Here is a 16,550-nt window from a genome sequence, read left to right as displayed (position 1 = left end):
TTCCGCTACCCCTTCACCTAGGGAGTCGCAACAAGTTGCTTACCCCTAAAACCCCGCTATAAAAGCTTTAGTATATCCTTCCGGCACTTCGGGCATTCCCTGGACAAAGCGCAGATCTCCGCCGTGCTTTTTCATAATCTTATTTGCAAGTGAAAGCCCCAGACCGCTTCCATTTTTGCGGGTAGAGTCTCCGCTTACAAAAGGTGTAAAAAGCTTCGCTGCCATTTCTTCCGGTACAAGTTCTCCTGAGTCTGCAATAAGAACAGAACCGTCATTTTTCATTCGTACAAGAACCTTAATTCCAGGACTATTATGTTTAATTGCATTATTCAAAAGGTTAGTGTAAACGCGGGAAAGTTCCACCTTATCAGCATTTTTTGTAACGGCGGAATCAGGAATATCAATTTCAAGTTCAATCTTTTTTTCTTCGTATTCAGTATAAATATCTGCAATGCAGTTTCTTAATATTTCCGCCACATCAAGGGGCTCTAAATGAAGTTTATTTTCTGCGCTTTCAAGCTTTACATATTCAAAAAGCCGGTCAATCAGTCCGTTCATTTTTACGGCTTTGCGGTTGATTGTCGTAAAATACTCTTTCTGTTTATCCTTATCATCAATAATTCCGTCAGAAAGAGCCTTTGAAAAGCCTATAATGCTGGTAATCGGCGTTTTTAGATCGTGGGCCATATTTGCAAATAGCAGAACCCTTTCATTTTCTGCATTTTCTTTGATTTTTTCTGCCTCGGCAAGTTTACCCGACATCTGATTAAAGGCATTTTTTATTTCATCAAGCTCGTTTCCTGCGTTAAAATCAATTTTCTCGCTGATATTGCCTTCCGAAACATGATTTAAGCCCGAAATGATTTTCTGAACTGGCCGGTCAATATGCTTTATCAAAAACCGCAGAAAGGGAATGTTCATCAGGATAAGGAGAACCATGTCTACAAAAGTTAACAAGGCATAGACTCTAAAGGGAAATTCAACCCCTCGTTTTTCTTCCAGATAATAAAAAAGCTCAGAAACAAAGGTACTTATTATAAACCAGATTAAAAAGGTGGCCGCCATGTAGGCAAAAATCTGGAATTTCAGCTTGTGTTTTTTATTCATCCTGAATCTCCATTCTGTAGCCAAGCCCGCGGATATTTTTAATCCAGCCTTCGCCGCCAAGTTTCGAGCGCAGTTTACTCAAAGTAACCATAATACTGTTGTCTTCAACATAAGAGTCTTCGTTCCAGCCGGCAGCGCTAATCTGAGCCTTTGTAAAAACCCGGCTGGGATTAGCCATAAAAAGCTGAAGTACACGGAATTCTGTAGAAGTGATTTCTATCTGGCGGCCATTTTTAAAGAGCTGACATTTTTCGGCATCAAGCTCCAGTGGGCCTGCTTTTAAGATTGCGGGAGTATTATCTTTTGAGTTTGAAGTATAGCGGCGGATATTTGCTTTTACGCGGGCACAGAGCTCCAGCCCGTCAAAAGGCTTTGCCACATAATCATCAGCTCCAAGATCCAGCCCAAGGACCTTATCAGAAGAAGAGGTGCGGGCAGTGAGCATAATTACAGGAATGTCAGATTTTTCACGGATTTTTTTAAGAAGCTGAAAGCCGTTTAATTCAGGCATCATAACGTCAAGAATTGCGCAGTCAAGTTTTTCTGTTTCAACAATTCCAAGGGCTGTCATTCCGTCTCCGGCAGAAAAAACTTCAAATCCATCCTTTTCAAGATAGAGTTTTACCAGCTCAACAACTTCCGCTTCATCATCCGCAATAAGAACTTTGTTCATAAAATCCTCGCAGTTTATAGTATAACACGAGTTTCCTTATTACAGATGATAAATAACCTTTCTGTAACCTTAAAAAAGTACTTAAAGTTCAAATGACAATAACTTTAGTAAAGTACTCCTTGAAATATCCGAAAATAAGTATGAGGGAGACATCTGAAAAAAGCGATATATTCGCAAGGAGTATTCCATGAAAAATCGTATTGATAATCAAAAAGTGCTTCAGAAAGTAAAAAACATTTCAATCTTTATGGTAGTTATTGCCGTTTTTTCATTTTTCGTTGGTTCAAGCAAGATTTACCATATCAGTGAAAAAAATCCTGTGATGTATCAAGTCAATTACAACCGTCTTTCAAATCCTGGCAAGCATCTGGTTAATTCAATGAAAAAGACTTGCGAAGTACAGCAAAAAATTCTTGGACCTGCACGCGGAAACGGATACGGCGGTTCAAAATTCTTTGACGAAGTTTCCAGAAGAAATAAAAAATAATTGTAGTTATTCATATAAACAAAAAGCCCTGAGCGTTTCTGCTCAGGGCTTTTGTTTGCTTATGGGGCGATTTAGTTCAGTGCTTCTTTAAGTACCTTAAGGTTATCTTCCATAATTTTAAGGTAAGTTGTGCCTGCGGCAGCCTGTTTTAAGGTTGTAGACTGGATTGAATCCAGGGTAAGAACTTTTGCGGTTTTATTCTTTGTGTTCTGAACGATGGTTCGGGCGATTTTTCCGTCGCCGCTTTCGATTTTGAGTACAGAATTCAAGCTAAGTTCGTCTACTTTTTTAGACAGGAATACTACGGTTTCAAAGCTGGCTTCTGTTTCGGCAGAGCAGCCAACAAAGGCAGCATAGTAATCAAGACCATAATCGTCTGTAAGATAGCGGAACGGGAAGCGGTCGCCAAAAAGGATTGTCTTTTTTGAAGCTGAAGCGACTGCAGCGGTGTAAGCCTTATCCAGAGCGTCGAGTTTTGCAGAGTAAGCATTGCAGTTTGCCTTGTAAGCAGCAGCATTTGCAGCGTCTTTTTCACAGAGGGCAGCTGTAATTTCAGCGCACAAAATCTTTGCATTGCGTACAGAAAGCCATACGTGCTCGTCGTATTCAACTTCTTCGTCATCATCGTGATGGTGGTGGTGACCTTCTGCTTCATGATCATGGTCTTCGGCATCGTGGTCGTGATCCTCGTGTTCTTCCTCTTCTGCCTGCATACCTTCTTTAATTTCTTCAGCTTTTACCTTATCGCCAAGAACTTCAAGAAGATTGATAACCTTCATATTTTTGTTGGTTGCATTTTTGAGGGCGTCTTTTACCCAACCGTCACTTTCTCCGCCAACGTAGATAAAGATATCTGCAGTAGAGATTTTTGCGATATCCTGAATTGAAGGCTGGTAAGAATGTAGGTCAACGCCGTTTCCTACAAGAAGGGTAAGCTGGACTGAAGAAGCCTTGTCTCCCATAATTTCCCGGGTCCAGTCATACTGTGGGAAGATTGTGGTTACAACTTTGAGTTTGTCGTTTTTAGCTGATTTTTTTGCCGCAAAAGCTGATGCGGTGAGTGTAAGGGAAATAATAATTCCCGCAATAATTTTTCTTAATTTCATGTTTATATCTCCTTATATCAGGTGTTAGGTTCTAGGTGCCAGGTGTTAGGATTTTTTTCCTATTACCTAAATTCTAGCACCTAGAACCTAAAACCTAGAAGCTGTTTTTTATGCAATAGCCTTCTCATCTAAACAACTCTTAAGAGCTGCTGTGATTTTATCCTTGTTATAGCCTTTTCCGATGATTACAAGCTGATTAACTCTGTCGCCGAAATCATCGTCCCAGGCTTCCTTAACGTCCGGATTGTATTCCAGATACTCCTGCTTCTGTTTTTCTTCCAGAGCGTCAATCCAGTAGGCAACTGTCATTACAGATGAGTTACGGCCAGCCTGCTCAAAAAGCTGAACATTTGCATCTGCGTCGCTGAACCAGATGTAGCCCTTGGCCCGGATAAGCTCCTTCGGGTAATTGTTGTTTACAAAATTCATAAAGCGTTCGCGGTTGAAAGGACGCTTTTCTTCAAAAACAAAGCTTGAGATTCCGTATTCGCCGGTGCAGCCCTGAGTTGCGCGGTTTGGTTCGTTCAGGCTGTTGATTGCCTTCTGAATTGCGGAAGAAGAATCAATCTGCTCGTAGTTGAAAGGCTCTGTTGTAGTAATCTGATCGATATCGATGTTTCCGTTTACGCTGTGGAAAATCGGGGCACGCGGCTGGAAGTCGCGGATGATTGCTTCAACTTCTGCAAGCTGCTTTTCGTCGAGCAGGTCGCATTTGTTGAGGACGATAAAGTTGCAGAATTCAATCTGGTCAACGATGAGGGTAGAAATTTCTTCTGCGGTAAGATTATTTTCGTCGGTTGCTTCTTTGTCAGCCTTCTTTTTAAGGTCGTCCAGGAATTCGCGGTAAATACGGTCAGCATCAACAACTGTAACAACCGAAGTAAGATAAACGTTTGTGTCGGGATTATCTTCTTCGTAGGCAAGGAAGCTTGCGGAAACTGCCCCCGGGTCAGAAATACCCGAAGCTTCAACAAATACAACGTCAACGGTATCAAGATTAGAGATTTTTTCAATCTGCTTTATGAACTCTTCGCGCAAGGTACAGCAGATACAGCCGTTCTGCAATTCAAACATTGGACATTCAGTAACGTTTGAACCGTTTTTCTTTAAGATTTCTGCATCCACATTGATGCTTCCCATATCATTTACAATAAGGGCAACGCGGCGTTTTTCCTGGCGGAGCAGGTTATTAAGCAAAGTAGTTTTTCCAGAGCCAAGATAGCCTGTGATAAGAACTACAGGTTTTTTATTATTATAATTTTTCTTCATGGTGATTTTCCCTTGTGTAAGCGAGCCGGTCAGAGCTCGCGGTGTTTAATAGCAAAGCGTTAAAAAAAATTGCGATGCAGCAATTTTTTAGCTTTACAAACTCGTTTACTGAATTTCCCGCATTAAATCACCAGTTTGACTTTCTGCTTTACAAGGGTTGCCGGCACAAAAAGCAGGGCAGAAAGAATAATGACATTAATATAGAAGAAACTGATAAACTCTGCCGCTTCTGCATGTGCAGCCGGGCTTGTTTTCTTATTTGCGCGGATTATCTGAAGAACTATACATACAGGACAGTCTTCCTCATGACAGAAAGCTTCGTGCCCGCTGTGTAAGGCTTCAAAAGTCAGGACAGAAAAGAGGGCTATGATAAGACAAATTGCAAGAGAGGCGAAGAGGCCTTTTTTATTCTTCAATATCATTTTCTGCCTCTTTTTTATTTGCACAGTCAGTACAAAGCCCGTAAAAAACCGTTCTAAGCGGATTGATTACAAAACCATGTTCAGTTTTTAAGTGTCCCCCAAGCTCTTCCAGCTCATCACATTCAAGGTGGATAAGACGGCCGCAAAGCTCACATTTTAAGTGGAAGTGTTTTTCGTTTTGTTTACAGCTTTCGCCGGCATACTCAAAGCAGGCCGCAGAATGATCGTCAATAAAATACTTCTGGATTTTGCCTTCGTTTACAAGCTTTTCCAGCTGGCGGTAAATTGTTGCAATTCCAATGGAAATCTTTTTTTCTTCAAAATGAAGGCGTACATCTTCTGCCGTAAAATGCTTTCCCTGCATTTCGCGAAGATAATTAAGAAGAAGTTCCTGTTGTTTTGTTCTATAGACTGTTTTCTGCATTTTTACTTACAATTTGATAACGGTTATCAAAATTACAGTAAGGGCTTAAAAATGTCAATAGAATTTGAGAATTATTATCAAATTCCCAAATTGCTCACATTTTTCCTTTCTGCTACAATAAGGCATGTCTATACTCAGTTTTGCAATTGTCTGCCCAATGCTTTTTCTTGCCGGATTTGTTGATTCTATTGCCGGGGGCGGCGGCTTAATTTCCCTGCCAGCTTATCTTTTTGCGGGACTTCCTATTCATAATGCAATTGCAACTAACAAATTTTCTTCCACTTTTGGAACAGGACTTGCAACTGTACGTTTTATTAAGGGAAAACTTGTAATCCTGAAACTTGCTATTCCTTCAGTTTTCTGCGGATTTTTAGGCTCTGCTATAGGGGCAAAGCTTTCGCTGCTTGTGCCAGAAAACGCACTCAAAACAATGCTTTTGTTTGTTCTTCCAATCGTAGCTTTTTGTGTTTTGAATAAGCGCATTTTTAAGCCTTATGAATCAGAAGTTTCTGATTGTTCAAAAAAGACTTTTGCTATTGTAATGATTTCTGCCCTGGTTATCGGGATGTATGACGGGCTTTATGGTCCCGGGACAGGTACTTTTTTGATTATTGCCTTTAATGTTTTTGCAAAAATGTCGCTTAGACAGGCTAACGCTCACACCAAGGTAATCAATTTTTCTACAAATGTTGCAGCCCTTGTTGTCTATCTGATTAACGGCCGGGTTATGATTCCGCTTGGAATTGCCGCTGCCGTAAGTAATATGCTTGGAAATTATATTGGTTCAGGACTTGTGATGAAGAAAGGTTCTACAATCGTAAAACCTCTCATCATCTTTGTTTTGACTTTACTTTTAGTAAAAATTATTACTGGTTTTTAGCAGCAAGTTTTGCTTCGCGTTTTTTCATAAGGTTTGAAACAATTACAGTACAAGAAGCATCACCTGTGATGTTAAGTGTTGTTCGTCCCATATCAAAAATGCGGTCTACACCAGCAACAAGGGCAATTCCGTCTACAGGAAGTCCAACCGAAGTAAGAACCATGGCAAGCATAACCATTCCGGCACCTGGAACACCTGCAGTACCAACAGATGCAAGAGTTGCAGTAAGAACAATAGAAATCATCTGACCAAGGTTCAAATCAATTCCATAGCAGGCAGCAATAAAGATTGCACAAACCCCCTGATAAATTGCAGTTCCATCCATATTAATTGTTGCACCAAGCGGCAAAACAAAAGAAGAAACTTCTTTAGAAACACCAAGTTTTTTTGTACATTCAATATTCAAAGGCAAAGTTCCTACCGAAGAAGCACTAGAGAAAGCAAAAGTGATGGCAGGAGCCATTTCCTTAAAGAACTTAAGTGGAGAAATTTTTCCAAAAGTTGCTACAGTGAATGAATAAACAATAATACCGTGAAGAAGATAGCAGATATAAGCTACAAGCAGAACCTTGGCAAGAGAACCGATAACAGCAGCTCCGTTTGCCGCAATTACAGGAGTCAAAAGACAGAAAACACCAACAGGAGAAAGCTTTAAAATCATCTCCATACATTTCATAAAAATGTCGTTCAAGCGATTAATAGCATCAACAGTTGCTGAAACCTTTTCTCCAAGCAGGATAACTGCAAAACCGATAAGAATTGCCATTACAATTACCTGAAGCATATTTGCGCTGGAAATTGGCACAATAAAGTTTGAAGGAAAGATATTTACAAGTACATCCAGGGCTGTAGCACCTTTAGGTGCTGTGTAAGTAAGACTAGCAGTAGAAAGGGCAGGGAAAGAACCCTTAAAAATAGTAGCAACAATAAGTCCAATAGAAACAGCAACTGCAGTTGTACAAAAATAATAAACAAGTGTTGTTCCGCCGATTGCGCCAAGCTTTTTAAGATCCTTCATAGAAACAATGCCTGCCATAATCGAAAAAAGAACGATTGGACCAACAATAAACTTAACAAGATTCAGAAAGATAGTTCCGAAAGGCTTTATATATGCCGTTGCAATTTCAGGTACCTTCTGCATAAGAAGACCTGCAATTACAGCAAGAATGAGGGCGATAAAAATCTGCATTGCCAGCGAGATTTTCTTTTTTGGATTTTCACTTTTTTCCATATTTTTGTAACTCCTTGTGTAAGGCGGCCGGTCAGAGCCGCCGGTGTTCTATAGCAAAGCGTTAAAAAAAATTGCGATGCAGCAATTTTTTAGCTTTACTTATTTAAAAACAAAGAGGCCGCAAGAATACTATTCTTGCGGCCTCTTTGCCATATCTTTTAAATTATAACTTAAAGGGGAAAAAATTGTCAAATGAAACTTTTTTATGGTAGAATTAGTTTATGACTCTTGCACAGGTAAAAATCGGGGATAGTGTTTGTGTAAAAAAACTGGGCGGAAACGGAGCCCTGAGACAGCACTTTTTGGATATGGGAATTATTCCGGGGGCGGAAATCACTTTTGTAAAATATGCGCCGCTTGGAGACCCGATGGAATTCCAGCTGCACGGATATGAACTTACGCTTCGTGTAGCTGATGCTGAAAAAATTGAAGTAAATGCGTTAGAGGGAAAAAGTCAGGAAACGTCTGATATAATTAATGATGTTCCAACTACTGCACATTCGCATCCTGGTCTGGGTGAAGGCGGAAAATTTCACAATAAAAAGGAAGAAAATCCTCTGCCGGACGGAACGGTGCTTTCTTTTGCGCTGGTGGGAAACCAGAACTGCGGGAAGACGACGCTTTTTAACAAGCTGACCGGCTCGAATCAGCATGTGGGAAACTTTCCGGGCGTTACGGTGGACAGAAAATCCGGCGGGATTAAGGGGCACCCGGATACTCTGATAACGGACCTTCCGGGCATTTATTCTATGTCGCCTTACACGAGCGAAGAGCTGATTTCGCGAGATTTTGTTCTGCACGAAAAGCCTCACGCCATCATCAATATTGTGGACGCTACCAACATTGAGCGAAATCTTTATCTGACCATGCAGCTTCTGGAACTGAATATTCCACTGGTAATTGCCCTGAATATGATGGACGAGTTGACTGCAAACGGCGGTTCCATTGACGTAAACAAGATGGAGCACGTGCTTGGAGTTCCTGTTGTTCCGATTTCTGCAAAAAAGGGGCAGGGTATTGAAGAGTTGATTTCGCATGCGGTGCACGTGGCAAAGTTTCAGGAGAAGCCTCTTCGTCAGGATTTTTGTGATAAGGAAGATAACGGTGGTGCGGTTCACAGAGCCTTGCACGGAACCATTCATTTGATTGAAGACCATGCGGAAAAGGCCGGGGTTCCTCTTCGTTTTGCGGCGACTAAACTTCTGGAAGATGATAAGCGCATTCTTCACAAACTGGATCTTGATGTAAACGAAAAAGAAATGCTTGAGCATATCATTATGCAGATGGAAAAGGAGCGCGGGCTTGACCGTAGCGCTTCTATTGCGGATATGCGTTTTAGTTTTATTTTCCGCCTCTGCGATTTGTGTGTAAAAAAGCCTCATGAAAGCCGTGAGCGGGCTAGAAGCCAGAAGATTGACCGCCTTTTGACCGGCCGCTGGACTGCAATTCCATGTTTTTTTGCAATTATGGCGGGTGTTTTTTACCTGACCTTTAACGTGATTGGCGCCTGGCTGCAGGGCTTACTTGAAGCAGGCATTGACTGGCTTACGCTTGCCTGTGATTCCGGCCTTTCTGCAATCGGCGTAAACGAAGTACTTCACGGACTTATTATTGACGGTATTTTTGCAGGCGTTGGAGGAGTTCTTTCCTTTCTTCCGATTATCGTTACGCTCTTTTTCTTTCTTTCTATGCTGGAAGATTCTGGCTATATTGCCCGTGTTGCTTTCTTTATGGATAAGCTTTTGCGAAAAATCGGTCTTTCGGGACGCAGCATTGTGCCGCTTTTAATCGGCTTTGGCTGTTCGGTTCCTGCGGTTATGTCTACAAGAACCCTTCCTAGTGAGCGCGACAGAAAAATGACTATTCTGCTTACTCCCTTTATGAGCTGTACTGCAAAACTTCCGATTTATGCCTTTTTTGTAAATGCCTTTTTCCCTTCACGCGGCGGTTTAATTATGACCGGGCTTTACTTTCTTGGAATTATTGTTGGCATTCTTGTTGCTCTTGTTTATAAAAGAACGATTTTTAAGGGCGAGGCTGTGCCTTTTGTAATGGAGCTTCCTAATTACAGAATGCCAGGACTTCGTAACACTGCCCAGCTTTTATGGGAAAAGGCAAAGGATTTTTTACAGCGTGCCTTTACCGTAATCTTTATTGCAACAATTGTTGTATGGTTCCTTCAGAGCTTTAACTGGAAAATGCAGCTTGTTGATGATGCAGAACTCAGTATTCTCGCTTCTATTGCGCGTTTGATTTCGCCACTTATGAAGCCTATTGGACTTGGCGACTGGCAGATTTCTGTTGCCCTTGTAAGCGGCTTTATTGCAAAAGAAAGCGTAGTTTCTACACTGGAGATTTTGTTTGCGGGCGGAGTACAGACTGTAATTTCTTCTGCCAGCGCTGCCAGCCTGCTTGTCTTCAGCCTTTTGTACACACCTTGTGTTGCGGCGATTGCTTCTGTAAAACGCGAACTTGGTTCAAAGTGGGCAGCGGGTCTTGTTATCTGGCAGTGCGCTCTGGCCTGGATCTGCGCCCTTGCAGTCTGTCTGATTGGTCTTATTATAGGATAGAGAAGGCGGAAGAAAGGAAGTGTAACTTATGGTTTATTTTGTGGGAGCCGGCTGCGGTGCCGAAGACTTAATTACTCTTCGCGGAATGAGGCTTTTAGAAAAAGCCGAGGTCATCATATACGCAGGCTCTCTTGTAAACCCAAAGCTTTTGGATTACGCTGGCGAAGGCTGCCAGATCCACAACAGCGCGGAAATGACTCTGGAAGAGGTAATTGAAGTTATTAAAGGGGCAGAGGAGTCTGGAAAAATGACAGTCCGCCTCCACACAGGAGATCAGAGCCTTTACGGTGCCGTCCGAGAGCAGATGGACGAACTTGACCGGCTGGGCATTTCCTACCAGAGCGTCCCGGGCGTTTCTGCCTGTTTTGGAGCAGCGGCTTCACTTAATCTTGAGTATACACTTCCAGGCATTTCTCAATCGTTGATAATTACCCGCATGGAAGGAAAAACAAAAGTTCCAGAGAAGGAAAGCATTCAGTCCTTTGCAAGCCACCACAGTACTATGGCAATTTATTTGAGCAGCGGAATGACAGAAGAACTTTCCCGCCGCCTGATTGAAGGGGGCTACCAGCCGGAAACTCCAGCCGCAATTGTTTACAAGGCCAGCTGGCCGGATGAAGAAAAATACTTGTGCACGGTGGCGACCCTTCATAAAACCGCGCTTGAGCATAAAATTACTAAAACAGCCCTGATTCTTGTGGGGGATGTGCTTTCACATCAAAAATATCAGAAATCCCGCCTCTATGCTGCCGATTTTGAAACCGAATTCCGAAAAGTCCGGGAAGGAGGTAGTAAAAAATGATAATCTGTGTCTGTTCTTTTTCAGAAAAGGGGCAGGAATGGGAAAAAGTCTTAAAATTCCAGCTTCCAGATATACTTTGGATAACAAAATCGCATGAAGAAAAAGCCTCTGACTGGGTAAAAGCTCAGTTTGCAAAACGCCTTCCCATTCTTTTTATAGGTTCAGCAGGCATTGCTGTGCGAATTATTGCCCCTTTAGTAAAAGATAAATTTTCAGACAGCCCGGTAATGGTAATGGATGAAGGCGGCCGCAACCTGATTCCAATTTTAAGCGGCCACATAGGCGGTGCAAACGAGCTTGCAAGTATGATTGCTGCAAAAATCGGGGCAAATCCGGTTATCACAACCTCTACCGACGTTCACAATGTCTATTCAATTGACGTTTTTGCCCGAAAAAACGCCCTCAGAATCCTCAATCGCGATGCAATCAAAAGTGTTGCAAAGAAATTCATTTCAAAAAAAGAAATCTGGATAAAAATTCCCCGCAATTTTGACCTTGGCGAAGAAACAATTCCAGAATCAATTGTAATTGCCTATGAAGAGGAGCAGGTTTCCTGCGACGTAGAAATCCATCTTTCAGACGAAATAGCAGAAGAAAGCCTGAAAAATCAGCCTGATACCCTGATTCTTATTCCAAAAAAATACTGCATCGGTATGGGTTGTAAAAAAGGAAAGACTTTTGAAGAACTGAATGAATTTTTGCAAAAAGAGCTGGGTTCCAAAAAAGAAAATTTTCTTGAAAATATAGCCGCTATTTCTTCAATCGATATGAAAAAGACCGAAATCGGACTTGTAAACCTTGCCCAGTACTATCACGTAGATTTTAAAACCTATTCTGCAGACCAGCTTGAGGCAGTTACCGAACCGCAAGGTGGTTTTTCTGAATCAGATTTTGTACAGGAAGTAACCGGCGTTTCCAACATCTGTGAACGTTCAGCCCTGGCTTGTGCAGGAGAAGGGGGACAACTTATAATTAAAAAGACGGTCGCAGACGGAATGACTCTTGCAGTCGCTCAAAGAAACCCGAAAATTCTCACCTGGGAAACAAGGAATTAGAATGATATATATAGCAGGAATCGGCCCCGGCAAGGCAGAAGGCATGACAATAGAAGTCCGCAGCGCGCTGGAAAAGTCCGATGTAATTGTCGGCTACGGAGTCTACATAGACCTGGTACGAGCCGCTTTCCCGGACAAGCATTTTGCCCAGACCCCAATGGGAAAGGAAATTGAACGTTGTAAACTTTGCTTTGACTATGCGCTTGAAGGAAAGACAGTTTCAATGATATGCAGCGGCGACGCAGGAGTTTACGGCATGGCAGAGCCTATTTTGTCCCTGCAAAAAGAGAATTCTGTCTACCAGAGGGTAGAAATCTGCATTCTTCCGGGAGTTACAGCTGCCACAAGCGGGGCAGCACTTTTAGGAGCTCCTCTTAATCATGATTTTTGCGTAATCAGCCTGAGCGATCTTCTTACTCCCTTGGAAATAATTGAGCGCCGCCTGCAGGCCGCAATCTCCGGCGATTTTGCCATAGCCCTCTACAATCCTTCCAGCCATAAACGCGCAGATTACCTTAAAAAAGCCTGCCAGATTATGCTGAAAGCCGGTGCCAGTCCGGAACGCGCCTGTGGTTATGTCCAGAATATCGGGCGTGAAGGCACAAAAACCTTTACCTGTACGCTTTCAGAACTGCAGAAGGCCAGCGTCGACATGTTTACCACCGTTTTTATTGGAAATTCCCAGTCGGAAATCGTAAAAACGCCCACCGGTACAAAACTCATCACAAAACGCGGGTATACAATATGAAAGTCCTGATTTTTGGCGGCACCACCGAAGGTCGCGAGCTTGCCCTTTGCCTTGCAAAAAATAAAATTCCCTGCGAAGTCTGCGTTGCAACCTCTTATGGAAGCCAGCTGCTTTCCGATTCTGACTTTCTTCACGTCCGCCAGGGCCGCCTCACTACGCCTCAAATGCTCTCACTTTTGTCAGAAGGCAACTTTTCTGCCGTAATTGATGCGACTCATCCCTATGCCCTCGAAGTTTCTCAAAATATTTCAGAGGCTATCAGGCAATATGATGAAGCCGTCTCCCCTGACGAAGTAAAAAAATGCATCCCACTCCTGCGATTTGACCGGCAAGGTGCGACTAAGGCAGCTTCCCCCCTATGCACCTTTTTTACCAACATCAGCGACTGTTTACCTGCGCTAAAATCCAGCAGCGGAAAAATCCTTCTAACCACAGGTTCTAAAAATCTTTCCGATTTCTGTGCAGATCCAGAGCTTCGTTCCCGCCTGCTAGTACGAACCCTTCCTTCACAAGAAAGCCTGGATCTATGCTTTAAGAACGGTCTTCAGGGAAATCAGATTCTTGCCATGCAGGGGCCTTTTTCAAAAGAAACCAACGCAGCCCTTATCCGCCAATACGGAATTTCTGTCCTTGTAACAAAAGAAAGCGGCAGCGCAGGTGGCTATGAAGAAAAACTTGCTGCCTGCGAAGAATGCAATATCAGTTGTTTTGTTATCAAAAAACCGGAAGCTTCACATGCGGCAGATAGGGAAGTTTTTTCGAATTTTAGCGACCTTTTTGCACGACTGGAAGAAATCCTTGGGGTAAAAATCAACTTTACTCCAAAACTTTTCCTTACCCTCGCCGGGGCTGGAATGGGAAATTCTGACACCCTGACTGTAGCAGCAAAAAAAGCGATTGCAGAAGCTGATTATATTTTTGGAGCAGAACGAATAGTGCAGTCTGTAAAAGGGCTGGCAACGACTACTAAAATCCACCCCTTATACCTTGCAAAAGACATAATTCCGTTTTTAGAAGAAGCAAGAAAATCAAGTTGTTCCGGGGAAATCCGTGCCGTAGTTCTCTTTTCCGGCGATACAGGCTTTTACAGCGGTGCAGAAGCTTTTTATAAAGAGGCCGAAAAACTCTCGGATACTCAGCTTGAAATTATCCCGGGAATTTCCTGCTTACAGTATCTGTGCGCAAAGTTTCATAAAAACTGGCAGAATTACGAATTTTTAAGCCTTCACGGAGTTAAAAAGGCCGATTGGCTTAACAAATTATCTGATATAGTCTACAATAATAGACAAACATTCTTTATTACATCCTCTTTTTCGGATATTAAGGCACTTTCAGAGGAAATCCTACGGCTTTTGGAAGAAAAAGCCCAGGATACATCTAAGGCAAAAATCTTTCTTGGCTTTAATCTTTCTTATCCGGATGAAAAAATCTCTGTACTTTCGCTAAAAGAAAGCACAGAAATCTCAACTCCCGGCCTGTATTGCGGTATAATAGAATTATGAAGCAGATAACCCCCGGCATTTCAGATTCACAGTTTATTCGCGGTCAGGTTCCAATGACAAAAGAAGAGGTCAGGGTACTTTCAATCTGCAAACTGCATCTGGACGAAAACTCAATTGTTTACGATATTGGAAGCGGCACCGGCTCGGTAGCGGCAGAAATCGCAAGGCTTTCAGAAAAAATCAAGGTTTATGCAATAGAAACAAAGTCCGAAGCAGTATCACTGATAAAAGAGAATGTCCAGAAGTTCGGCTTAAAAAACATAGAAGTAGTGGAGTCTTTAGCACCTGCAGGCCTGGAAAAACTTCCGGCGGCAAGTCATGCCTTTATTGGCGGCACAAAAGGGCAGTTTAAGGAGATTTTATCGGCTCTTTATCAGATAAATCCTTCAATGCGAATTGTTGTAAATGCTGTTACGCTTGAATCTATAAGTAATATTCAAAAAGTGCTTTTAAACCTAAGTATAAACTATGAATGCCTGCAAATGAGCTTTTCACGTTCAGAAAAAGCTGGTTCATATCATCTGATGAAGGCTGAAAATCCCATTTACATTTTTTCTTTTAATTTAAACGACAAAAGCGGGGAGTGCTGATGCTAAAAAAACTCCCAAGAATTGTAATTTCAGCTCCAAAAAGCGGCAGTGGAAAAACCCTGGTCTCAATATCTTTGATGGGTGCATTTTCAGCACGCGGAAAGTCGCTTAGAGCTTTCAAATGCGGCCCGGACTACATAGATCCCATGTTCCACAAAAAAATCCTTGGTATTACTTCAAAAAATCTGGACTTATTTTTTACCGACGAAGCTCAGACCCGTACTATATTCGCAGAAGATAATACCTCAGAGCTTTCTATGATAGAAGGCGTTATGGGTTTATACGACGGAAGCGGTGGAATTTCGGAGGAAGCTTCTACCTATCATCTTGCAAAAACCCTTCAGGCACCGGTAATTCTTGTAATTGACGCAAAAGGCATGGGACTTTCCCTTGTGGCAGAAATTCAGGGCTTTCTGGGAATGGATACAGAAGGTCTGATAAAGGGCGTCATTCTGAATAATATTTCAAAATCATTTTTTGATCAGATAAAGCCTGTTATAGAAGAAAAATGCGGCGTGTTTGTACTGGGCTATTTTCCTTTTCAAAAGGATATCGAAATTGAAAGCCGTCACCTTGGCTTAAAACTGCCTGACGAAATCCAGGATATCAAAGAAATGGCTGCAAAAGCGGCAGAAAAAATTGCAAAAACAGTGGATCTGGAGGCAATATTAAAAATTGCAGAAGCTTCAGAAGAACTTTCCTTTGATGAAAATCTCTGTCTTAGAGGAAATTGCACTGAAAATGCCCCTCGAGTGCGGATTGCTGTCGCAAAAGACGAAGCCTTCTGTTTTTATTACCAAGATAACCTAAAGCTTTTGGAATTTTTTGGTGCAGAAATAGTAGAATTTTCCCCGACTCAGGATAAATCTCTTCCGGCAGACATTGACGGGCTTATTTTTGGCGGCGGCTACCCCGAGTTTTATGCAGAAAAACTCAGTCAGAATACTGAAATTATGGAAGAAATCCGGGAAAAAATTGCAGCCGGTATACCGTCTCTTGCAGAATGCGGCGGCTTTATGTACCTTCACAAATCACTTAAAAATCAGAGCGGAAATTCTTACCAGATGACAGGCGTAATTGACGGAGATACTTATTACACAGGTAAACTAGTTCGTTTCGGCTACATTACAGTAAAAACAAAAACCGAAAAAGGTCAGGGCGAAAGCTTTTTTAACGGCAGCATAAAAGGACATGAATTCCACTATTTTGACAGTACCCATAATGGCAGTTCTTTTACCGCCGTAAAAACCAGCGTAAAAGAATATGATTTAGGAATTTCTGGCAAAAATCATTTCTGGAGCTTTGCTCATCTTTATTATCCTTCAAATCCAGATTTTGCCAGAAATTTTATTGAACAATGCCATAAATATAAGGAAGAAAAAATGAATCAGACTCAGGAAGATAAAAATTTCAGCCACAAGTTTTTCCAGAATACCGCCTGTAAAAATTTTCCCTGCCACAAAAATGTCCCGGAAAATGATTTCAACTGTCTATTCTGTTTCTGTCCCTTATACTGCCTTGGCAAAAACTGCGGCGGCAATTTCATTTACACCGAAAAAGGCATAAAATCCTGCATAAACTGCAATTTTCCTCATCTCCGCCAGAACTACGACCAGATTATCGAAAAGACAAAACTTTCCATAATGCATATTCTGTCCACCGACAAGTAGTTTTTTATTAAAAA

General features: G+C 42.0%; 16 protein-coding genes. 9 read left to right on the top strand and 7 right to left on the bottom strand.

Annotated features, from left to right (window positions below; translation table 11 throughout):
• Positions 1 to 45: 45 nt before the first annotated feature.
• Together MSI_RS02430 and MSI_RS02425 are read right to left on the bottom strand one after the other, a co-directional pair.
• Complete coding sequence (locus MSI_RS02430; protein WP_009103330.1) at positions 46 to 1,107, bottom strand: sensor histidine kinase KdpD; 1,062 nt, start codon at positions 1,105 to 1,107, stop codon at positions 46 to 48.
• Positions 1,100 to 1,780, bottom strand: coding sequence for a response regulator transcription factor (locus MSI_RS02425; protein ID WP_009103327.1), 681 nt, complete (start codon positions 1,778 to 1,780; stop codon positions 1,100 to 1,102). Before MSI_RS02425 ends, MSI_RS02430 begins: the two co-directional genes overlap by 8 nt.
• A 187-nt stretch (positions 1,781 to 1,967) precedes the next feature.
• On the opposite strand from MSI_RS02425, the gene MSI_RS02420 reads away from it, so the two are divergent.
• The gene (locus MSI_RS02420; RefSeq protein ID WP_009103323.1) at positions 1,968 to 2,267 is read left to right on the top strand and encodes a hypothetical protein; all 300 of its coding nucleotides are present in this window, start codon (positions 1,968 to 1,970) and stop codon (positions 2,265 to 2,267) included.
• 71 nt (positions 2,268 to 2,338) lie between these two features.
• Here MSI_RS02420 and MSI_RS02415 read toward each other — a convergent pair whose 3' ends face one another.
• The 4 genes from MSI_RS02415 to MSI_RS02400 form a co-directional block, all read right to left on the bottom strand.
• Positions 2,339 to 3,373, bottom strand: coding sequence for a metal ABC transporter substrate-binding protein (locus MSI_RS02415; RefSeq protein ID WP_009103321.1), 1,035 nt, complete (start codon positions 3,371 to 3,373; stop codon positions 2,339 to 2,341).
• A 108-nt stretch (positions 3,374 to 3,481) separates the two neighbouring features.
• Complete coding sequence (locus MSI_RS02410; RefSeq protein WP_009103319.1) at positions 3,482 to 4,642, bottom strand: GTP-binding protein; 1,161 nt, start codon at positions 4,640 to 4,642, stop codon at positions 3,482 to 3,484.
• A 122-nt stretch (positions 4,643 to 4,764) separates the two neighbouring features.
• Positions 4,765 to 5,064: a hypothetical protein gene (locus tag MSI_RS02405; protein WP_009103317.1), complete on the bottom strand. Its 300-nt coding sequence runs from the start codon at positions 5,062 to 5,064 to the stop codon at positions 4,765 to 4,767.
• Positions 5,048 to 5,488, bottom strand: a complete 441-nt coding sequence (locus MSI_RS02400; protein WP_009103314.1) for a Fur family transcriptional regulator — start codon at positions 5,486 to 5,488, stop codon at positions 5,048 to 5,050. The genes MSI_RS02405 and MSI_RS02400 overlap by 17 nt, the downstream gene beginning before the upstream one ends.
• 124 nt (positions 5,489 to 5,612) lie before the next feature.
• Here MSI_RS02400 and MSI_RS02395 point away from each other — a divergent pair, with 124 nt between their 5' ends.
• Positions 5,613 to 6,368 (top strand): TSUP family transporter, encoded by a 756-nt coding sequence (locus tag MSI_RS02395; RefSeq protein WP_039924043.1) that lies wholly within the window; start codon positions 5,613 to 5,615, stop codon positions 6,366 to 6,368.
• On the opposite strand, the gene MSI_RS02390 is transcribed toward MSI_RS02395, so the two are convergent.
• The gene (locus MSI_RS02390; RefSeq protein WP_009103309.1) at positions 6,355 to 7,599 is read right to left on the bottom strand and encodes a dicarboxylate/amino acid:cation symporter; all 1,245 of its coding nucleotides are present in this window, start codon (positions 7,597 to 7,599) and stop codon (positions 6,355 to 6,357) included. The genes MSI_RS02395 and MSI_RS02390 overlap by 14 nt on opposite strands.
• Positions 7,600 to 7,820: 221 nt before the next feature.
• Between MSI_RS02390 and feoB the strand changes: the two genes are divergently transcribed.
• From feoB to MSI_RS02360, 7 genes are read left to right on the top strand one after another with little or no spacing between them, the layout of a single operon-like run.
• Positions 7,821 to 10,169, top strand: coding sequence for a ferrous iron transport protein B (gene feoB / locus MSI_RS02385; protein ID WP_009103307.1), 2,349 nt, complete (start codon positions 7,821 to 7,823; stop codon positions 10,167 to 10,169).
• 28 nt (positions 10,170 to 10,197) lie between these two features.
• Entirely contained in the window at positions 10,198 to 10,971 is a 774-nt protein-coding gene (gene cobM / locus MSI_RS02380; protein ID WP_009103304.1) for a precorrin-4 C(11)-methyltransferase, read from the top strand.
• Positions 10,968 to 12,026 (top strand): cobalt-precorrin 5A hydrolase, encoded by a 1,059-nt coding sequence (locus MSI_RS02375; protein ID WP_009103302.1) that lies wholly within the window; start codon positions 10,968 to 10,970, stop codon positions 12,024 to 12,026. The genes cobM and MSI_RS02375 overlap by 4 nt, the downstream gene beginning before the upstream one ends.
• A gap of 1 nt (position 12,027) precedes the next feature.
• Positions 12,028 to 12,774, top strand: coding sequence for a precorrin-3B C(17)-methyltransferase (gene cobJ / locus MSI_RS02370; protein WP_009103300.1), 747 nt, complete (start codon positions 12,028 to 12,030; stop codon positions 12,772 to 12,774).
• A complete protein-coding gene (gene cobK / locus MSI_RS02365; protein ID WP_009103298.1) occupies positions 12,771 to 14,276 on the top strand; it encodes a precorrin-6A reductase in 1,506 nt (501 codons plus the stop codon). Before cobJ ends, cobK begins: the two co-directional genes overlap by 4 nt.
• Complete coding sequence (gene cbiT / locus MSI_RS13765; protein WP_009103295.1) at positions 14,273 to 14,866, top strand: precorrin-6Y C5,15-methyltransferase (decarboxylating) subunit CbiT; 594 nt, start codon at positions 14,273 to 14,275, stop codon at positions 14,864 to 14,866. The genes cobK and cbiT overlap by 4 nt, the downstream gene beginning before the upstream one ends.
• Positions 14,866 to 16,536, top strand: a complete 1,671-nt coding sequence (locus MSI_RS02360) for a cobyrinate a,c-diamide synthase (RefSeq protein WP_009103293.1) — start codon at positions 14,866 to 14,868, stop codon at positions 16,534 to 16,536. The genes cbiT and MSI_RS02360 overlap by 1 nt, the downstream gene beginning before the upstream one ends.
• Positions 16,537 to 16,550: the final 14 nt, after the last annotated feature.

The sequence above is a fragment of the Treponema sp. JC4 genome (assembly GCF_000260795.1).
Taxonomy (GTDB): domain Bacteria; phylum Spirochaetota; class Spirochaetia; order Treponematales; family Treponemataceae; genus Treponema_D.
Note: the sequence above shows the minus strand (reverse complement) of the source record. Positions and strands in the feature narration are given on the sequence as shown.

Coding starts and splice junctions, on each gene's coding strand:
- MSI_RS02405 (WP_009103317.1), bottom strand. CDS start 5,064: ATGATATTGAAGAATAAAAAAGGCCTCTTCGCCTCTCTTGCAATTTGT.
- MSI_RS02430 (WP_009103330.1), bottom strand. CDS start 1,107: ATGAATAAAAAACACAAGCTGAAATTCCAGATTTTTGCCTACATGGCG.
- feoB (WP_009103307.1), top strand. CDS start 7,821: ATGACTCTTGCACAGGTAAAAATCGGGGATAGTGTTTGTGTAAAAAAA.
- MSI_RS02390 (WP_009103309.1), bottom strand. CDS start 7,599: ATGGAAAAAAGTGAAAATCCAAAAAAGAAAATCTCGCTGGCAATGCAG.
- MSI_RS02360 (WP_009103293.1), top strand. CDS start 14,866: ATGCTAAAAAAACTCCCAAGAATTGTAATTTCAGCTCCAAAAAGCGGC.
- MSI_RS02375 (WP_009103302.1), top strand. CDS start 10,968: ATGATAATCTGTGTCTGTTCTTTTTCAGAAAAGGGGCAGGAATGGGAA.
- cbiT (WP_009103295.1), top strand. CDS start 14,273: ATGAAGCAGATAACCCCCGGCATTTCAGATTCACAGTTTATTCGCGGT.
- MSI_RS02425 (WP_009103327.1), bottom strand. CDS start 1,780: ATGAACAAAGTTCTTATTGCGGATGATGAAGCGGAAGTTGTTGAGCTG.
- cobJ (WP_009103300.1), top strand. CDS start 12,028: ATGATATATATAGCAGGAATCGGCCCCGGCAAGGCAGAAGGCATGACA.
- MSI_RS02395 (WP_039924043.1), top strand. CDS start 5,613: ATGTCTATACTCAGTTTTGCAATTGTCTGCCCAATGCTTTTTCTTGCC.
- MSI_RS02415 (WP_009103321.1), bottom strand. CDS start 3,373: ATGAAATTAAGAAAAATTATTGCGGGAATTATTATTTCCCTTACACTC.
- MSI_RS02400 (WP_009103314.1), bottom strand. CDS start 5,488: ATGCAGAAAACAGTCTATAGAACAAAACAACAGGAACTTCTTCTTAAT.
- cobM (WP_009103304.1), top strand. CDS start 10,198: ATGGTTTATTTTGTGGGAGCCGGCTGCGGTGCCGAAGACTTAATTACT.
- MSI_RS02410 (WP_009103319.1), bottom strand. CDS start 4,642: ATGAAGAAAAATTATAATAATAAAAAACCTGTAGTTCTTATCACAGGC.
- MSI_RS02420 (WP_009103323.1), top strand. CDS start 1,968: ATGAAAAATCGTATTGATAATCAAAAAGTGCTTCAGAAAGTAAAAAAC.
- cobK (WP_009103298.1), top strand. CDS start 12,771: ATGAAAGTCCTGATTTTTGGCGGCACCACCGAAGGTCGCGAGCTTGCC.